Consider the following 17,610-nt stretch of genomic DNA (forward strand, 5'->3'; position numbering starts at 1 on the left):
GTTGGCGGAACGCGTCGACGAGCGACGATCTTCCCGGGAAGTCGTTCGTATCTTCGTGCAGCCTTGTGTATGTTCATGCATATGACGTTCACGGTCGCAGTCGCGGGTGCCAGCGGGTACGCCGGCGGGGAGATGCTCCGCGTGCTGCTCGCGCATCCCGAGGCGCAGATCGGCACCCTCACCGCGCACTCCAACGCCGGCACGCTGCTCGGTGCCCACCAGCCGCACCTGCGCTCGCTCGCGGGACGGGTGCTCGCACCCACCGGGGTCGAGGAGCTCTCCGGGCACGACGTGGTGGTCCTCGCCCTGCCGCACGGCGCCAGCGGTGCGATCGCCGCGGAGCTCGAGGCGCGCGGGGACGGTGCGATCGTCGTCGACCTCGGCGCCGACCACCGGCTCGTCGACTCCGCGGACTGGGAGGAGTTCTACGGCAGCCCCCACGCGGGCACCTGGCCGTACGGGCTCCCCGAGCTGCTGCACCCGGGGGAGCGGACCGCGACCGGCCAGCGGGCGGTCCTCGCCGGAGCGCGGCGGATCGCCGTGCCGGGCTGCAACGTCACCGCCGTCTCCCTCGGTCTGCAGCCGGGCATCGCCGCGGGACTGATCGAGCCCACCGACCTCGTCGCCGTGCTCGCCAACGGCTACTCCGGAGCGGGGAAGTCCCTCAAGACGCACCTGCTCGCCAGCGAAGCGCTCGGCGCCGCCCAGCCGTACGCGGTCGGTGGGACGCACCGGCACATCCCCGAGATCGCGCAGAACCTGCGGTCCGCGGGCGCCGCGGAGGTGACGATCTCCTTCACCCCGACGCTGGTGCCCATGGCCCGCGGCATCCTCGCGACCGCCACGGCGCGCCTCGCCGCAGGCGTCGACCCGGCGGCCGTCCGGTCCGCGTGGGAGCAGACCTACGCCGACGAACCGTTCGTGCACCTCCTGCCCGAGGGCCAGTGGCCCACCACCGCTGCGACACTCGGTGCCAACACCGCGCTCGTGCAGGTCGCGGTCGACGAGCGCGCCGGCCGCGTCGTGACGGTCACCGCGATCGACAACCTGGTCAAGGGCACCGCCGGCGGCGCCCTGCAGTCCCTGAACCTCGCGCTCGGGCTCCCCGAGACGCTCGGCCTTCCCCTGGACGGAGTCGCACCGTGACCACCTCGCTGGACACAGGGACAGCCGCCCTGCCCTCACCCGGTGTCACCGCGGCGGCCGGCTTCCGCGCCTCGGGCATCACCGCCGGGCTGAAGGCGTCGGGGCGCCCCGACCTCGCGCTCGTCGTCAACGACGGCCCGTCGCAGGCTGCAGCGGCCGTGTTCACCACGAACCGTGTCGTGGGCGCGCCGGTCGTCTGGTCCCGCCAGGCCGTCTCCGACGGCGTCGTCAGCGCGGTCGTGCTCAACTCCGGCGGCGCCAACGTGTGCACCGGCCCCGAGGGCTTCCTCGACGTGCACCTGACCGCCGAGACGGTCGGCGCCGTGCTGGAGATCTCCGCGGGCGACGTCGTGGTCTGCTCGACCGGTCTGATCGGGGAGCGGCTGCCCATCGACAAGATCCTCGACGGCATCGGCATCGCCGTCGAGGCGCTCTCGCCCGAGGGCGGCACCGACGCAGCCGTCGCGATCATGACCACCGACACCGTCGCCAAGACCGCGCACCTGCACGTCGACGGCGACCGGGGCGCCTGGACCGTCGGGGGCATGGCCAAGGGTGCGGGGATGCTCGCCCCCGGCCTGGCGACGATGCTGTGCGTCATCACGACGGACGCCGTCGTGGACGCCGAGACCGCGGACGCGGCTCTGCGAGCCGCGGTGGCGGACACGTTCGAACGGGTCGACTCCGACGGCTGCATGTCGACCTCCGACACGGTCACCCTGATGATCTCGGGCGCCAGCCGTGCGATCCCGGACCCCGCCGGGTTCACCGCCGCGCTCACCCAGGTCTGCGGCGAGCTCGCCCGGGCTCTGGTCGCCGACGCGGAGGGTGCCACGCACGACATCGCGGTCACGGTCATGGGCGCCGAGACGCAGGACGCCGCGCTCGCGGTCGCCCGGGCGGTGACCCGCTCCAACCTGTTCAAGGCCGCCATGTTCGGCAACGACCCGAACTGGGGCCGTGTGCTCGCGCAGGTCGGGACCGTGCCGGAGAGCGTCGCCGCATTCGACCCCGACCAGCTCGACGTCACCATCAACGGCGTCCAGGTGTGCAAGGCGGGCGGCGCGTTCCGGCCCCGGTCCGAGGTGGACCTGGCCGCGAACCGCGAGGTGCACGTGCTCATCGACCTGCACGCGGGCGGCGAGGTGGTCACCGTGTGGACCAACGACCTCACGCACGACTACGTCCACGAGAACAGCGCGTACTCCACATGAGCGACTTCACGTTCAACACCCGCACCGACCTGCGCGCGGACCAGAAGGCCGAGGTCCTCATCGAGGCCCTGCCGTGGCTGCAGAAGTTCGCGGGCGCGCTCGTCGTCGTGAAGTACGGCGGCAACGCGATGATCGACGAGGACCTCAAGCGCGCGTTCGCGCAGGACATGGTGTTCCTGCGCCAGGTCGGCCTCAAGCCGGTCGTGGTGCACGGCGGGGGACCGCAGATCAACGCGATGCTCGACCGGCTCGGCATCGAGTCGGAGTTCCGCGGCGGTCTGCGCGTCACCACGCCCGAGGCCATGGACGTGGTGCGGATGGTGCTCACCGGTCAGGTCTCCCGGGAGCTCGTCGGGCTGCTCAACGCGCACGGACCGCACGCCGTCGGCCTGTCCGGCGAGGACGGCGGGCTGTTCCAGGCGCGTCGCCGCACCGCGCTCGTCGACGGCCAGAGCGTCGACATCGGGCTCGTCGGCGACGTCGTCAAGGTCAACCCCGGCGCCGTGCTCGACCTGCTCGACGCCGGCCGCATCCCCGTCGTCTCGACCGTCGCCCCCGACCTCGACGACCCGACGACCGTCCTCAACGTCAACGCGGACACCGCCGCCGCCGCGCTCGCGGTCGCGCTCGGCGCGCGCAAGCTCATCGTGCTCACGGACGTCGAGGGCCTCTACACCAGCTGGCCCGACACGAGCTCGCTCGTGCGCCGCATCTCGGCGAGCTCGCTCGCGGAGCTGCTTCCCGGACTGGACGCCGGGATGCGCCCGAAGATGGAGGCGTGCTGGCGGGCCGTCGAGGGCGGCGTCGGCCGAGCCCACGTCATCGACGGACGCGCACCGCACTCGATCCTGGTCGAGGTCTTCACGTCCGACGGCATCGGCACCATGGTCCTGCCCGACGAGGAGCCCGCCGACGCCCCCTTCACGGCCCCCATCCCCGTGATCCCCCATGACCCCGAGGTGACCCTGTGACCGCGCTCGAGAACGCCCGGGCACGGCACCGGTCCCCGGAGGCCACGGACGCGAACCTGCCGGTCCTGGCCGCGGACGGCTCCCTCGCGCAGTGGACCGACCGGTACTCGCACGCCGTGATGGACACGTTCGGTCCGCCGCAGCGGGTGCTCGTCCGCGGCGAGGGCCCGTACGTGTGGGACGCCGACGGCACCCGCTACCTCGACCTGCTCGGCGGGATCGCCGTGAACTCGCTCGGTCACGCGCACCCGACGCTCACCGCGGCGATCAGCGCGCAGCTGGGCACCCTCGGCCACGTCTCGAACTTCTTCGGCAGCCCGACGCAGATCGCGTTCGCCGAGCGGCTGCTCGCCCTCGCCGATGCCCCCGAGGGGTCGCGGGTGTTCCTCACCAACTCCGGCACCGAGGCCAACGAGGCCGCGTTCAAGCTCGCCCGCCGCAACGGCGGCGCCGACCGCCCGCGGATCCTCGCGCTCGAGGGCTCGTTCCACGGCCGGTCGATGGGTGCCCTCGCACTCACCCACAAGGCGGCGTACCGCGAGCCGTTCGAGCCGCTGCCCGCCGGCGTCGAGTTCGTGCCGTTCGGTGACACCGAGGCGCTCGAGGCCGCGTTCGCGGTCGACGGCGACCAGATCGCCGCGCTGTTCGTCGAGCCGATCCAGGGGGAGGCCGGGGTCCGGCCGCTCCCGCCCGGCTACCTGGCGCTCGCCCGCACGCTCACGGCGGAGCACGGCGCCCTGCTGATCCTCGACGAGGTGCAGACCGGGATGGGCCGGACCGGTGCCTGGTTCGCCCACCAGCACCCGCACCTCGGCGGCGGCATCGTCCCCGACGCGGTGACGGTGGCGAAGGGGCTCGGGGGAGGCTTCCCCGTCGGCGCGCTCCTCGCCTACGGGGAGCAGACCGCGACGCTGCTCGGCCGCGGCCAGCACGGGACCACGTTCGGGGGGAACCCCGTCGCGTCGGCCGCCGGGCTCGCGACGATCGCCGTGATCGAGCGTGACGGGCTCCTGGACCACGTCAGCTCGCTCGGGGCGGCACTGCGCGAGCAGCTGGGGAGCACCGGAAACCCCCTCGTCGGCGAGGTGCGCGGCGAGGGGTTCCTCATCGGCATCGAGCTCACGGCGCCGGTGGCCGCCGCCGTCGCCGCCCGCGCGCTGGACGCGGGCTTCATCGTGAACCCGTGCACCCCGTCGACCATCCGCCTCGCACCACCGTTCCTGCTCACGCAGGAACAGGCCGGTCAGTTCGTCGACTTCCTCGCGAGCGTCCCGCAGGACCTCTCATGACCCGGCACTTCCTGCGCGACGACGACCTCAGCCCCCGTGAGCAGAAGGATGTCCTCGAGCTGGCTCTCGCGTTCCGGGACGACCGGTTCATCCGGACGCCGCTGACCGGTCCGCGTGCGGTGGCCGTCATCTTCGACAAGCCGACGCTGCGCACCCAGGTCTCGTTCATGGCCGGCATCGCGGAGCTGGGCGGCTTCCCCCTGAGCGTCGACGGCAAGCTGGCACGCATCGGCGAGCGGGAGTCGATCGAGGACACCGCGCGGGTGCTCGGCCGGCAGGTGGCGGCGATCGTGTGGCGCACGTTCTCGCAGCAGCGGCTCGAGCAGATGGCCGAGCACGCGGGCGTCCCCGTCGTGAACGCGCTCACGGACAGCTTCCACCCGTGCCAGATCCTCGCGGACCTCGCGACGGTCGCGCAGCACCGCGGGGGAGTCGGCGGGCTGGCCGGGCTGACGCTCGCCTACGTCGGCGACGGCGCGAACAACATGTCGCACTCGTACCTGCTGGGCGGCGCGACGGCGGGTCTGCACGTGCGGGTCGGCACGCCTGACGGCTACCTGCCCGACGCGTCGATCCTCGCGGACGCCGCCGCGATCGCGGCGGGCACCGGGGGCTCCGTTATGGTCGTGCACTCGCTGGCCGAGGCCGTGACCGGGGCGGACGTCGTCGCGACGGACACCTGGGTCTCGATGGGGCAGGAGGCGGAGGCGGCCGACCGTGAGACGCCGTTCGTGCCGTTCCGCGTCGACTCCGCCGCGATGGCCCTCGCGCACCCGGACGCCCTCGTCCTGCACTGCCTGCCCGCCTACCGCGGCAAGGAGATCACCGCCGAGGTGCTCGACGGCCCGCAGTCGGTCGTCTGGGACGAGGCCGAGAACCGCCTGCACGCCCAGAAGGCCCTCCTGTCGTGGCTGGTGGAGGTCTGATGAGCGTCACCGTCCCGCACACCAAGGCGGCCCGGCACGCACTGGTCACCGCGCTGCTCACGCGTGGCACGGTCCACTCGCAGCAGCAGCTGGCCGAGCTGCTGACCGCGGAGGGCGTCACCGTCACGCAGGCGACCCTCTCGCGCGACCTCGTCGAGCTGCGTGCCGTCAAGATCCGGACCCCGTCCGGCGCCCTCGCGTACGCCGTCCCCGCGGAGGGTGGCCTGCGCACGCCCGCCGCGGGCCCGGACGAGGAGATGCTCGCCGCCCGCCTCGCCCGGTTGTGCGCCGAGCTCCTCGTGACCGCGGAGGCGTCGGGCAACCTCGTCGTGCTCCGGACGCCGCCGGGTGCTGCGCAGTTCCTCGCATCGGCCATCGACCACTCGGTCCTGCCCGCCGTGCTCGGCACGATCGCGGGCGACGACACGGTCCTGGTCATCGCCCGCGAGGGGGAGACCGGCGTCGCGCTGGCCGCCCGGTTCCTCGCGCTCGCGACCGACACGCCGTCGCGGACCCGTCCGTCAGACTGACCCCAGACCCTTCCCGCACTGACCCCCCGAAGAGAGAAGAACAATGACTGAGCGCGTCGTCCTCGCCTACTCCGGCGGCCTGGACACCTCCGTGGGCATCGGCTGGATCAGCGAGGCCACCGGCGCCGAGGTGATCGCCGTGGCGGTCGACGTCGGCCAGGGCGGCGAGGACCTCGACGTCATCCGCCAGCGCGCCCTCGACTGCGGCGCCGTGGAGGCGTACGTCGCCGACGCGCGCGACGAGTTCGCGACCGAGTACTGCATGCCCGCGCTGAAGGCGAACGCGCTGTACCTCGACCGTTACCCGCTGGTCTCGGCGCTGTCGCGGCCGGTCATCGTCAAGCACCTGGTCCGCGCAGCCCGCCAGTTCGGTGCGACCACGGTCGCGCACGGCTGCACCGGCAAGGGCAACGACCAGGTCCGCTTCGAGGTCGGCATCACCTCGCTCGCACCCGACCTGACGTGCCTGGCGCCGGTCCGGGACCTCGCGCTGACCCGCGACAAGGCCATCGAGTTCGCGACGCGCAACGCGCTGCCCATCGAGACCACGAAGCACAACCCGTTCTCGATCGACCAGAACGTGTGGGGCCGCGCGGTCGAGACCGGCTTCCTCGAGGACATCTGGAACGGTCCGACGAAGGACGTCTACACCTACACGGACGACCCGACGTTCCCGCCGGTCGCCGACGAGGTGGTCATCACGTTCGAGGCCGGCGTCCCGGTCGCGCTGGACGGCATTCCCGTCACACCGCTGCAGGCCATCCAGGAGATGAACCGCCGCGCCGGAGCGCAGGGCATCGGCCGGATCGACATCGTCGAGGACCGCCTGGTCGGCATCAAGTCCCGCGAGGTCTACGAGGCCCCGGGCGCGATCGCGCTCATCGCCGCGCACCAGGAGCTCGAGAACGTCACGGTCGAGCGCGAGCAGGCGCGTTTCAAGCGCGGTGTCGAGCAGCGCTGGACCGAGCTGGTCTACGACGGCCAGTGGTTCTCGCCGCTGAAGAAGTCGCTCGAGGTGTTCGTCGACGACACCCAGCGCTACGTCTCCGGCGACGTGCGGGTCGTCCTGCACGGCGGCCGCGCGACCGTCACGGGCCGCCGCTCGGACGCGAGCCTCTACGACTTCAACCTCGCGACGTACGACACGGGCGACTCGTTCGACCAGTCGGCCGCCAAGGGCTTCATCGAGATCTACGGCCTGTCCTCCAAGCTGGCGGCCGCGCGCGACGTGCGGTTCGGCAACGGCGTGGACCTCGGCACGCAGGGCGGGATCAGTGGCTGACGAGCTCGGCACGCCGACCGGCAACGTCTCGCTGTGGGGTGGACGGTTCGCCGGCGGGCCGTCCGAGGCACTCCAGGCGCTGTCGCAGTCGACGCACTTCGACTGGCGGCTCGCCGGCCACGACATCTCCGGCTCGGTCGCGCACGCCCGCGTCCTGCACGGGGCCGGCCTGCTCACCGACGAGGAGCTCACGGGCATGGTCGACGCCCTCGAGCGCCTGCGGGCGGACGTGGCCAGCGGCGACTTCCTCCCGGTGCTCGAGGACGAGGACGTGCACACCGCCCTCGAACGTGGGCTGATCGACCGCGCCGGGGCGGACCTGGGCGGCAAGCTCCGCGCGGGCCGCTCCCGCAACGACCAGATCGCCACCCTCGTGCGCATGTACCTCCGCGAGGAGGCGCGCGGGCTCGCGCTGCTGGTCCTGGACGTCGTCGACGCGCTCGTCGCGCAGGCCGACCGCGCGGGCGAGGCGCCGATGCCCGGCCGCACCCACCTGCAGCACGCCCAGCCGGTCCTGCTCGCCCACCACCTGCTGGCGCACGCGTGGCCGCTGCTGCGTGACGTCGAGCGCTGGGTCGACTGGGACGCCCGCGCGGCCCGCTCGCCCTACGGGTCGGGTGCTCTGGCAGGCTCGTCGCTGGGCCTGGACCCCGCCGCGGTCGCCGCGGAGCTCGGGTTCGACGGCCCGGTCGAGAACTCCATCGACGGCACCGCGTCGCGCGACGTCGTCGCGGAGTTCGCGTTCGTCGCGGCGATGCTCGCGGTCGACATCTCCCGGCTCGCCGAGGAGGTCATCCTCTGGGCGACCAAGGAGTTCGGTTTCGTCCGGCTGCACGACTCGTACTCCACGGGGTCGAGCATCATGCCGCAGAAGAAGAACCCCGACGTCGCCGAGCTGGCGCGCGGCAAGGCGGGCCGACTCGTCGGTGACCTGACCGGGCTGCTCACCACGCTCAAGGGCCTCCCGCTGGCGTACAACCGCGACCTGCAGGAGGACAAGGAGCCCGTCTTCGACCAGGTCGACCAGCTCTCGGTCCTGCTCCCGGCGTTCTCGGGCATGGTCGCGACGCTCGAGTTCGACACCGACCGCCTCGCGGTGCTCGCGCCGCAGGGCTTCTCCCTCGCGACGGACATCGCCGAGTGGCTGGTCCGCAACGGCGTGCCGTTCCGCGTCGCGCACGAGGTCGCGGGCGCCTGCGTCCGGGCCTGCGAGGAGCACGAGCCGGCCATCGAGCTGTGGGACCTCACCGACGACGAGCTCGTCGCCATCTCGCCGCACCTGACACCCGAGGTGCGCACCGTGCTGACGGTCGAGGGGTCGCTCGCGTCACGTTCGGCCTACGGCGGGACGGCACCCGTGCGCGTCGCCGAGCAGCTCGAGCGTGCTCGGTCCCGCGCGGCGGAGCTGCGTACCTGGGCGTCGTGATCGCTGACGACCTCGTCGAACGCGCGCTCGGCGTGCGGCCGAGGCTCGGGCGGGTGCGCGTGATGGCCGTCGACGGCCCGGCAGGCTCGGGCAAGACGACGCTCGCCGGGGCCCTGGGCGCGCGCGGTGCGGCGGTCCTGCATCTCGACGACCTCTACGAGGGCTGGTCGGGTCTCGAGGGCTCGCTGTGGCCGCGCCTCTCCGCCCAGGTGCTGGAGCCGCTGCGCCGCGGTGTGCCCGGCCGCTACCAGCGCTACGACTGGGACTCGGGCGCGTTCGCGGAGTGGGTCGACGTCCCCGTTCCCGACCTGCTCGTCGTGGAGGGCTGCGGGTCGGCCCGGCGCGACGTGGATCCCGTCGCGGTGCTGCGCGTCTGGGTCGAGGCGCCCGACGACCTGCGTCTCGAGCGCGGCCTCGCGCGCGACGGCGCCGAGGCTCGTGAGCACTGGCTGACCTGGATGGTCGACGAGTCGGCCCACTTCGCTCGCGAGCAGACGCGCGAGCGTGCCGACGTCCGCCTCGACGCGTACGGCGCCGTGCTCGCCGACCGCCCCGCGCGGTAGGTGGCCGCCCGCTCGTCCACGCCCACTCGGCACCCCTCCCACCGACCGCGGGGGCGTCGTGGATCCGGAAACCCGGATCGCCGCGGCCGGGTCGTGCGGCAAGATGTTCGGGTGAGCCCGTCGGAACCGCTCGAGATCCCGGATGCCGCCGGTCGGCGCGCGCCCGTGGCCGTCCCGGCGCGGGTCTGGTTCAGCCGGGACGTGCACGCGGTCGCGCGCGACCTGCTCGGTGCCTACCTCACGGCGCGCTCGCCCGAGGGCGACGTCACGCTGCGGATCACCGAGGTCGAGGCCTACGGCGGTGCCGACGACCCGGGCTCCCACGCGTACCGAGGCCGGACCGCCCGGAACGCGGTGATGTTCGCGGAGCCGGGGCGGCTGTACGTGTACCGCCACCTCGGCCTGCACCACTGCCTCAACATCGTCACCGAGCCGACCGGGAGCCCGTCGGCGGTCCTGCTGCGCGCCGGCGAGATCGTCGAGGGCACCGACCTGGCGTGGCGGCGCCGGGAGGCCGTCGGTGTCGTCGACTCCGAGCGGCAGCTCGCCCGCGGTCCCGCCCGGCTCGCGGTCGCGCTCGGGCTGGACCTGCGCGCCAACGGTGCCGACGTGACGGAGGCGGGCGGCGAGATCGTGCTGCACCGCCACCAGGTCGTGGTCCAGCCGACCCACAAGACCGGTCCCCGCGTCGGGGTCTCGGGTTCGGGCGGCGAGGGCACCAGGTTCCCCTGGCGCTACTGGCTGACGGACGAGCGCACGGTCTCCGCGTATCGCCCGGCGTATCGCGCGCCGGCGTCGGTAGACGTCCCGTGAGGGACGACGACGCCGGCTGGACGCCCTCGCTGACCACCCCCTCCGCCGGTCCCGGACCGGCCTACTGCCTGGAGACCCTGTGAACCACATCCTCGACGAGCTCGAGTGGCGTGGGCTGATCGCCCAGACCACCGACCTCGACGCCCTCCGCGACGCGCTCTCCGCCGGGCCCGTCGCCCTCTACTGCGGGTTCGACCCCACCGCTCCGAGCCTGCACATCGGCAATCTCGTCCAGATCCTCACCGTGCGTCGCCTGCAGGACGCCGGGCACACCCCGTTCGGACTCGTCGGCGGCGCGACGGGCCTGATCGGCGACCCGAAGATGGCGGGCGAGCGGACCCTCAACGAGCGTGACGTCGTGGCGGTCTGGGTGGAGCGCATCCGCAAGCAGATCGAGCCGCTGCTCCGCTTCGACGGCCCGAACGCCGCGACGATGGTCAACAACCTGGACTGGACCGCCCCGCTGTCTGCCATCGACTTCCTGCGGGACGTCGGCAAGCACTACCGGCTCGGCACCATGCTCGCCAAGGACACCGTCGCCCGACGCCTGAACAGCGACGCAGGCATCAGCTTCACCGAGTTCAGCTACCAGATCCTGCAGGGCATGGACTACCTGGAGCTGCACCGCCGGCACGGGATCAGCCTCCAGACCGGCGGCAGCGACCAGTGGGGCAACCTGCTCTCGGGCGTCGAGCTGATCCGCAAGGCCGAGGGCGTCGCCGTGCACGCGTTGACGACTCCGCTGATCACGAAGTCGGACGGCACCAAGTTCGGCAAGACGGAGTCCGGCACCGTCTGGCTCGACCCCGAGCTGACCACGCCGTACGCGTTCTTCCAGTTCTGGCTGAACGCCGACGACGCCGACGTCGTGCGGTACCTCAAGGTGTTCACGTTCCGCACCCGCGAGCAGATCGCCGAGCTGGAGTCAGCGGTAACGCAGCGACCGGCAGCACGTGAGGCACAGCGCGCGCTCGCCTACGAGGTGACGTCCCTGGTGCACGGAGCGGCGGCCACCGAGCTGGTCGTCGCCGCGAGCCAGGCCCTGTTCGGTCGCGGCTCCCTGGCGGAGCTCGACGCAGCCACGCTCGGCGCGGCCGTCGCGGAGCTCCCGTCCGCACGAGGTGTCGCGGGCGACGCGATCGCGGACCTCCTCGCGGCGACGGGCGTGGTCGCGAGCAAGGGGGCGGCGCGACGGGCGATCGCGGAAGGGGGCGCGTCGGTCAACAACGTCCGGGTCGCCACCGAGGACGCCGTCCTCACGTCCGACGACCTCCTGCACGGACGCTGGGCGGTCCTGCGTCGGGGCAAGCGGACCCTCGCGGTGGTCGACGCGCAGGCCTGAGCCGGTTCTGGGGCGGTCTGCGTGGATCCGAGCCGGCACCGCACGACGGCGGGTCCTCGTCCCCCTCGCGGGATCGAGGGCCCGCCGCCGTCATTTCCGCCGTCTGACCTGCACGTTCGACCCCGACGGCAGGTCTGGTGACCGGGGTCACCGCGACGGGATTTGCCACCTGCCGCAACACGCGCGTAATGTTCTCGATGTCGCCCGAGAGGGAGGAACGGACACCGCGGATCGAACCACGGTGGCTGGTCCCTAGGGTGGCCACCCCCGCTCGTGCTGACAGGCGCTTTGTGCGCCCTGATGCCGGACGGGGACGGGCTCCTGGCCCGCGTCCGCTGCCCGAACGGGTGGCGAGAGGCGGCCGGAAAGCCAGGTAGGATTCAGAACGACAAAGCCTCTCGGATGAGATCGAAAGATCTCGAGGAGATGCGCGTCTGTTCCTTGAGAACTCAACAGTGTGCCAAATAGTCGATGCCATATGGCTCGTCATCTGATGGTGTCTTGCCTCGTTCGRGGTGGGGTGTTGGAGGGTGGTCGGGTCTTGGTTGAGATAGGTGTCGTTTCTTCCACCTCCGTGGGGGRGCGGGACCAAAATTCAGCCGAATCTGAACGGTCCTTATCGGGACCATTTCGTGTGTCGGTTGCTCTGCTGCTTCGGTGGTGGGGTGCCATGTAGACATTTNCGGGACCAAAATTCAGCCGAATCTGAACGGTCCTTATCGGGACCATTTCGTGTGTCGGTTGCTCTGCTGCTTCGGTGGTGGGGTGCCATGTAGACATTTACGGAGAGTTTGATTCTGGCTCAGGACGAACGCTGGCGGCGTGCTTAACACATGCAAGTCGAACGGTGATGGCCAGCTTGCTGGTCTGATCAGTGGCGAACGGGTGAGTAACACGTGAGCAACCTACCCTTCACTCTGGGATAAGCCCTGGAAACGGGGTCTAATACCGGATATGAGACGTACAGGCATCTGTAGCGTCTGGAAAGATTTATCGGTGGGGGATGGGCTCGCGGCCTATCAGCTTGTTGGTGGGGTAGTGGCCTACCAAGGCGACGACGGGTAGCCGGCCTGAGAGGGCGACCGGCCACACTGGGACTGAGACACGGCCCAGACTCCTACGGGAGGCAGCAGTGGGGAATATTGCACAATGGGCGCAAGCCTGATGCAGCGACGCCGCGTGAGGGATGACGGCCTTCGGGTTGTAAACCTCTTTCAGCAGGGAAGAAGCGCAAGTGACGGTACCTGCAGAAGAAGCGCCGGCTAACTACGTGCCAGCAGCCGCGGTAATACGTAGGGCGCAAGCGTTGTCCGGAATTATTGGGCGTAAAGAGCTCGTAGGCGGTTTGTCGCGTCTGCTGTGAAAACCTAAGGCTCAACCTTGGGCTTGCAGTGGGTACGGGCAGACTAGAGTGCGGTAGGGGTGACTGGAATTCCTGGTGTAGCGGTGGAATGCGCAGATATCAGGAGGAACACCGATGGCGAAGGCAGGTCACTGGGCCGCAACTGACGCTGAGGAGCGAAAGCATGGGGAGCGAACAGGATTAGATACCCTGGTAGTCCATGCCGTAAACGTTGGGCACTAGGTGTGGGGCTCATTCCACGAGTTCCGTGCCGCAGCAAACGCATTAAGTGCCCCGCCTGGGGAGTACGGCCGCAAGGCTAAAACTCAAAGAAATTGACGGGGGCCCGCACAAGCGGCGGAGCATGCGGATTAATTCGATGCAACGCGAAGAACCTTACCAAGGCTTGACATACACCGGAAACTTCCAGAGATGGTTGCCCCGCAAGGTCGGTGTACAGGTGGTGCATGGTTGTCGTCAGCTCGTGTCGTGAGATGTTGGGTTAAGTCCCGCAACGAGCGCAACCCTCGTCCCATGTTGCCAGCGGGTTATGCCGGGGACTCATGGGAGACTGCCGGGGTCAACTCGGAGGAAGGTGGGGATGACGTCAAATCATCATGCCCCTTATGTCTTGGGCTTCACGCATGCTACAATGGCCGGTACAAAGGGCTGCGATACCGCGAGGTGGAGCGAATCCCAAAAAGCCGGTCTCAGTTCGGATTGGGGTCTGCAACTCGACCCCATGAAGTCGGAGTCGCTAGTAATCGCAGATCAGCAACGCTGCGGTGAATACGTTCCCGGGCCTTGTACACACCGCCCGTCAAGTCACGAAAGTCGGTAACACCCGAAGCCGGTGGCCCAACCCTTGTGGAGGGAGCTGTCGAAGGTGGGACTGGCGATTGGGACTAAGTCGTAACAAGGTAGCCGTACCGGAAGGTGCGGCTGGATCACCTCCTTTCTAAGGAGCATCTGGCAGCCACGCTCACCTGTCATGGGTGGTGGAGGGTGTCCAGGCCCGTTGTCCCTGCCGAACGAGTGGGGGACGGTGCTCGAGGGTGGAACATCGACTGTTGGCCGGCTTTCGAGCTGGTGGCGACCTAGTACGCCAGGGCCTTCGGGTTTCTGGGTGGGAACGGTTCGTTGCTGGGGAGGGGTCGGCTGGGCACGCTGTTGGGTCCTGAGGGAACAGCCGGAAGGTTGTTTCATCAGGGTCGCTGCGCACGCGGTCTGCACCTGAGGGTGTGGGGCGGGTGCGGGTGGCTGCGGGCTGGTACCGCTCGGTCGAACCGCCCACGCACTGGTGCTGATGCATCGGGGTGTGGGTAGGCGCTGGGGTGAGGGTGCCGGTTCCGGTCGTAGCTTGAGAACTGCACAGTGGACGCGAGCATCTTTTTTGAATGATCTTTGTGGTCAAGTTTATAAGGGCACAGGGTGGATGCCTTGGCACTAGGAGCCGAAGAAGGACGTTGTAGCCTGCGATAMGCCTCGGGGAGTTGGCAAACGAACCGTGATCCGAGGATGTCCGAATGGGGAAACCCCGCACGAGTCATGTCGTGTGACCCGCACCTGAATATATAGGGTGTGTGGAGGGAACGGCGGGAAGTGAAACATCTCAGTACCGCCAGGAAGAGATATTCCGTGAGTAGTGGCGAGCGAAAGCGGATCAGGCCAAACCGTGTACGTGTTCAAGCCGGCAGGCGTTGCGTGCACGGGGTTGTGGGACCTTTCAGCTGGTTCTGCCGAATCAGCAGGGAGTCAGAAAGTCGCGTCATAGTCGAAGGGCATTGAAAGGCCCGGCACAGAGGGTGTGACCCCCGTAGACGAAATGGCGTGGCCTCCCGAAGGGGATCCCAAGTAGCTCCGGGCCCGAGAAACCTGGAGTGAATCTGCACAGACCACTGTGTAAGCCTAAATACTACCTAGTGACCGATAGCGGACAAGTACCGTGAGGGAAAGGTGAAAAGTACCCCGGGAGGGGAGTGAAATAGTACCTGAAACCGTGTGCCTACAATCCGTTGGAGCCTCCCTAGCAGGGGTGACAGCGTGCCTTTTGAAGAATGAGCCTGCGAGTTAGTGGTACGTGGCGAGGTTAACCCGTGTGGGGAAGCCGTAGCGAAAGCGAGTCCGAATAGGGCGATTCAGTCGCGTGCTCTAGACCCGAAGCGGAGTGATCTAGCCATGGGCAGGTTGAAGCGCGGGTAAGACCGCGTGGAGGACCGAACCCACCAGGGTTGAAAACCTGGGGGATGACCTGTGGTTAGGGGTGAAAGGCCAATCAAACTCCGTGATAGCTGGTTCTCCCCGAAATGCATTTAGGTGCAGCGTCACGTGTTTCTTGCCGGAGGTAGAGCTACTGGATAGCCGATGGGCCCCACCAGGTTACTGACGTTAGCCAAACTCCGAATGCCGGTAAGCCAGAGCGTGGCAGTGAGACTGCGGGGGATAAGCTCCGTAGTCGAGAGGGAAACAGCCCAGACCACCAGCTAAGGCCCCTAAGCGTATGCTAAGTGGGAAAGGATGTGGAGTTGCACAGACAACCAGGAGGTTGGCTTAGAAGCAGCCACCCTTGAAAGAGTGCGTAATAGCTCACTGGTCAAGTGATTCCGCGCCGACAATGTAGCGGGGCTCAAGTATACCGCCGAAGCTGTGGCATTCACATATCAGCTCAGCGCACCTTCGGGTGTGTTCAGGCGTGTGGATGGGTAGGGGAGCGTCGTGTGGCGAGTGAAGTCGCGGGGGAACCCAGCGGTGGACGCCACACGAGTGAGAATGCAGGCATGAGTAGCGAATGACGGGTGAGAAACCCGTCCGCCGAATGATCAAGGGTTCCAGGGCCAGGCTAATCCGCCCTGGGTAAGTCGGGACCTAAGGCGAGGCCGACAGGCGTAGTCGATGGACAACGGGTTGATATTCCCGTACCGGCGAAGAACCGCCCATACCGAGCCCGGTGATGCTAAACGCCCGAGCCGGTGCACCGTCCCTTCGGGGACACCGCACCGGGGAGCGCGTGACCCGAACCGGTAGTAGGTAAGCGTATTAACAGGGGTGACGCAGGAAGGTAGCCAAGCGTGGCGATGGTAGTCCACGTCCAAGGTCGTAGGGCGAGGTGTAGGCAAATCCGCACCTCATATAGCCTGAGAGCTGACGGTGACCGCGAATGCGGGAATCTGGTGATCCTATGCTGCCAAGAAAAGCCTCGACGCGAGGTTCTAGCCGCCCGTACCCCAAACCGACTCAGGTGATCAGGTAGAGAATACCAAGGCGATCGAGAGAATCGTGGTTAAGGAACTCGGCAAAATGCCCCCGTAACTTCGGGAGAAGGGGGGCCTGAAGCGTGAACCGACTTGCTCGGGGAGCGTGAAGGGCCGCAGAGACCAGGGAGAAGCGACTGTTTACTAAAAACACAGGTCCGTGCGAAGTCGCAAGACGATGTATACGGACTGACGCCTGCCCGGTGCTGGAAGGTTAAGAGGACGGGTCAGCCGCAAGGCGAAGCTCAGAATTTAAGCCCCAGTAAACGGCGGTGGTAACTATAACCATCCTAAGGTAGCGAAATTCCTTGTCGGGTAAGTTCCGACCTGCACGAATGGCGTAACGACTTCTCCGCTGTCTCAACCGCGAACTCGGCGAAATTGCACTACGAGTAAAGATGCTCGTTACGCGCAGCAGGACGGAAAGACCCCGGGACCTTTACTATAGTTTGGTATTGGTGTTCGGTGCGGCTTGTGTAGGATAGGTGGGAGACTGTGAAGCCGGCACGCCAGTGTCGGTGGAGTCAACGTTGAAATACCACTCTGGTCGCTCTGGATATCTAACCTCGGTCCGTGATCCGGATCAGGGACAGTGCCTGATGGGTAGTTTAACTGGGGCGGTTGCCTCCTAAAATGTAACGGAGGCGCTCAAAGGTTCCCTCAGCCTGGTTGGCAATCAGGTGGCGAGTGCAAGTGCACAAGGGAGCTTGACTGTGAGACTGACAGGTCGAGCAGGGACGAAAGTCGGAACTAGTGATCCGGCGGTGGCTTGTGGAAGCGCCGTCGCTCAACGGATAAAAGGTACCCCGGGGATAACAGGCTGATCTTGCCCAAGAGTCCATATCGACGGCATGGTTTGGCACCTCGATGTCGGCTCGTCGCATCCTGGGGCTGGAGTAGGTCCCAAGGGTTGGGCTGTTCGCCCATTAAAGCGGTACGCGAGCTGGGTTTAGAACGTCGTGAGACAGTTCGGTCCCTATCCGCTGCGCGCGCAGGAAACTTGAGAAGGGCTGTCCCTAGTACGAGAGGACCGGGACGGACGAACCTCTGGTGTGCCAGTTGTTCCGCCAGGAGCACGGCTGGTTAGCTACGTTCGGAAGGGATAACCGCTGAAAGCATCTAAGCGGGAAGCCTGCTTCAAGATGAGGTTTCCATGCCCCCTTGAGGGGTGAGAGGCTCCCAGCTAGACCACTGGGTAGATAGGCCGGATGTGGAAGAGGGGACTAACGACCCTCGCAGCTGACCGGTACTAATAAGCCGACAACTTCACCACACCATTCAATGCGTGTACGCGTCCACTGTGCGGTTCCCGAGTAACGAACGGGAACCCGTTTGACAACTCGATAGCGTTACGGCGGTCATAGCGAAGGGGAAACGCCCGGTCCCATTCCGAACCCGGAAGCTAAGCCCTTCAGCGCCGATGGTACTGCACTCGCCAGGGTGTGGGAGAGTAGGACGCCGCCGGACATCATTCAGGAAGAGCCACCCCTACGGGGGTGGCTCTTTCTGTTTCCC

At 68.0% G+C, this 17,610-nt stretch carries 11 protein-coding genes and 3 rRNA genes; all 14 read left to right on the forward strand.

Going from position 1 to position 17,610, the window contains the following annotated elements:
* Positions 1–81: 81 nt before the first annotated feature.
* Positions 82–1,146 (forward strand): N-acetyl-gamma-glutamyl-phosphate reductase, encoded by a 1,065-nt coding sequence (gene argC, locus ASF78_RS16295; protein WP_200940634.1) that lies wholly within the window; start codon positions 82–84, stop codon positions 1,144–1,146.
* Entirely contained in the window at positions 1,143–2,360 is a 1,218-nt protein-coding gene (gene argJ, locus ASF78_RS16300; RefSeq protein WP_235518640.1) for a bifunctional glutamate N-acetyltransferase/amino-acid acetyltransferase ArgJ, read from the forward strand. The genes argC and argJ overlap by 4 nt, the downstream gene beginning before the upstream one ends.
* A complete protein-coding gene (gene argB / locus ASF78_RS16305) occupies positions 2,357–3,331 on the forward strand; it encodes an acetylglutamate kinase (RefSeq protein WP_056591685.1) in 975 nt (324 codons plus the stop codon). The genes argJ and argB overlap by 4 nt, the downstream gene beginning before the upstream one ends.
* A complete protein-coding gene (locus tag ASF78_RS16310) occupies positions 3,328–4,620 on the forward strand; it encodes an acetylornithine transaminase (protein ID WP_082495130.1) in 1,293 nt (430 codons plus the stop codon). The genes argB and ASF78_RS16310 overlap by 4 nt, the downstream gene beginning before the upstream one ends.
* Complete coding sequence (gene argF / locus ASF78_RS16315; RefSeq protein WP_056591688.1) at positions 4,617–5,546, forward strand: ornithine carbamoyltransferase; 930 nt, start codon at positions 4,617–4,619, stop codon at positions 5,544–5,546. Before ASF78_RS16310 ends, argF begins: the two co-directional genes overlap by 4 nt.
* The gene (locus tag ASF78_RS16320) at positions 5,546–6,076 is read left to right on the forward strand and encodes an arginine repressor (RefSeq protein WP_055921844.1); all 531 of its coding nucleotides are present in this window, start codon (positions 5,546–5,548) and stop codon (positions 6,074–6,076) included. The genes argF and ASF78_RS16320 overlap by 1 nt, the downstream gene beginning before the upstream one ends.
* Before the next feature lie 43 nt (positions 6,077–6,119).
* Complete coding sequence (locus ASF78_RS16325) at positions 6,120–7,358, forward strand: argininosuccinate synthase (protein WP_056591691.1); 1,239 nt, start codon at positions 6,120–6,122, stop codon at positions 7,356–7,358.
* Positions 7,351–8,784 (forward strand): argininosuccinate lyase, encoded by a 1,434-nt coding sequence (gene argH, locus ASF78_RS16330; RefSeq protein ID WP_056591694.1) that lies wholly within the window; start codon positions 7,351–7,353, stop codon positions 8,782–8,784. Before ASF78_RS16325 ends, argH begins: the two co-directional genes overlap by 8 nt.
* Entirely contained in the window at positions 8,781–9,347 is a 567-nt protein-coding gene (locus ASF78_RS16335) for a uridine kinase (protein ID WP_235518641.1), read from the forward strand. Before argH ends, ASF78_RS16335 begins: the two co-directional genes overlap by 4 nt.
* Positions 9,348–9,458: 111 nt before the next feature.
* The gene (locus tag ASF78_RS16340) at positions 9,459–10,160 is read left to right on the forward strand and encodes a DNA-3-methyladenine glycosylase (RefSeq protein ID WP_235518642.1); all 702 of its coding nucleotides are present in this window, start codon (positions 9,459–9,461) and stop codon (positions 10,158–10,160) included.
* A gap of 79 nt (positions 10,161–10,239) precedes the next feature.
* Complete coding sequence (tyrS, locus tag ASF78_RS16345; protein ID WP_056591696.1) at positions 10,240–11,502, forward strand: tyrosine--tRNA ligase; 1,263 nt, start codon at positions 10,240–10,242, stop codon at positions 11,500–11,502.
* 779 nt (positions 11,503–12,281) lie between these two features.
* Positions 12,282–13,802: ribosomal RNA gene (locus ASF78_RS16350) — 16S ribosomal RNA — on the forward strand.
* A gap of 450 nt (positions 13,803–14,252) precedes the next feature.
* Positions 14,253–17,368 (forward strand): 23S ribosomal RNA (locus ASF78_RS16355).
* A 77-nt stretch (positions 17,369–17,445) separates the two neighbouring features.
* A 5S ribosomal RNA gene (gene rrf, locus ASF78_RS16360) occupies positions 17,446–17,562 on the forward strand.
* The 16S, 23S and 5S rRNA genes sit together here, the layout of an rRNA operon.
* Positions 17,563–17,610: the final 48 nt, after the last annotated feature.

Source organism: Cellulomonas sp. Leaf334 (assembly GCF_001424195.1).
Classification (GTDB): Bacteria; Actinomycetota; Actinomycetes; order Actinomycetales; family Cellulomonadaceae; genus Cellulomonas.